Raw genomic sequence first — 1,181 nt, 5'->3', positions numbered from 1 at the left:
GGTGCCCCGCACGCGCTGGCCTGCGCCGCGCTGCTGCCCTCGCGGGTGCGGCGGGTGGCGGCGATGGCGAGTCTCGCGCCGCCCGTCGCCGAGGGGCTGAACTGGTTCGACGGGATGGCGAGGTCCAACGTCGAGGAGTTCACCCAGGCGCTCACCGACCCCCTGGAGTTCGCGGACCGGCTCGCCGCCCGGGCCGCCGCGATCCGCGCGGACCCTGCGCAGCTCCTCGCGTCGATCAAGGACGGCCTCACCGACGCCGACCGCCGGATCGTCTCCACCCCGGCCGTGAGCGAGATGCTGCTGCGCAACTACCGTGAGGCGCTGCGCGAGTCGGCCTACGGCTGGCTCGACGACACCCTCGCGCTGCTGAGCCACTGGGGCTTCGACCCTGCGCAGATCACCCGCCCCGTGCTGCTGTGGCACGGCGCCGAGGACACCTTCTCCCCGGTGGGCCACTTCGAGTGGCTGGCCGAGCGCATCCCCCGCGCCCGCCCGGTCCTGGACCCGAAGGGCAGCCACTTCTCAGCCCTGGAGGCTCTCCCGGACGTACTGGACTGGCTGTGCGCGACACCACGGACCGACGCCTGACCCGGGCCACCACCTCATGCCCGGGGCCGGCTCACCCCCCCGGGCCCCACTATGAGCCCGCTCCCCGCGGCCCCCGGCCGCTCCAGCCGCGCCCCGCGCATCAGGTCCATCACCCGCTCATGGCTGTCGCCCACGGCGTCCGTCACCCGCAGCCGGAGCCGCAACTCGTCGACCTCGTCGACGAACCGCTGGGTGTACGCGCCGTGGGGCGCGGTCTCGTACCCGGTGGCGCCCGGCAGCGGGAAGCCCGCGCCGACGAGCATCTGCCGGTAGTGCTTGCCGTGCACGAGCCCCATCGCGGCGAGCTCCCGCAGCAGCCCCGCGTGGTCGGTCCAGGCCCCGGGAACCCCGTCGTGCGGTACGAGTCGGTACTCCACCCGCTCCACCACGGCGTGCTGCGGACCGCCGTTCAGGACACCCACCTCCCAGGCGGGCTCGTCCGGGGCGAAGGCGCCGGGCACCCAGGACGCACGCCAGCCCAGCGCGGGCCGTACCGTACGCGCGTACTGCGCCCGGCCTAGGTCCTGTCTCCCCGATCTTCGTGGATCAGCGTGCGGCGTCTGGTGCGGTGCATCGGCGCGCGGCCGTATCGC

Annotated in this window: 1 protein-coding gene and 1 pseudogene; one reads left to right on the top strand and one right to left on the bottom strand. The window is 74.5% G+C overall.

Going from position 1 to position 1,181, the window contains the following annotated elements; genetic code table 11:
• Positions 1–588 (top strand): alpha/beta hydrolase (locus O3Q52_RS53305; protein WP_269655576.1); only part of this gene is annotated, 588 nt, incomplete at its 5' end.
• A 14-nt stretch (positions 589–602) separates the two neighbouring features.
• Here the strand turns inward: O3Q52_RS53305 and O3Q52_RS53300 are convergent.
• Positions 603–1,181 (bottom strand): annotated as a pseudogene (locus O3Q52_RS53300) (hypothetical protein); the annotation flags it as partial.

The sequence above is a fragment of the Streptomyces sp. ActVer genome (assembly GCF_027270795.1).
Taxonomy (GTDB): domain Bacteria; phylum Actinomycetota; class Actinomycetes; order Streptomycetales; family Streptomycetaceae; genus Streptomyces; species Streptomyces umbrinus_A.
The sequence above is the reverse complement of the archived record's forward strand: the minus strand, read 5'-3'. Positions and strand labels throughout refer to the sequence as shown.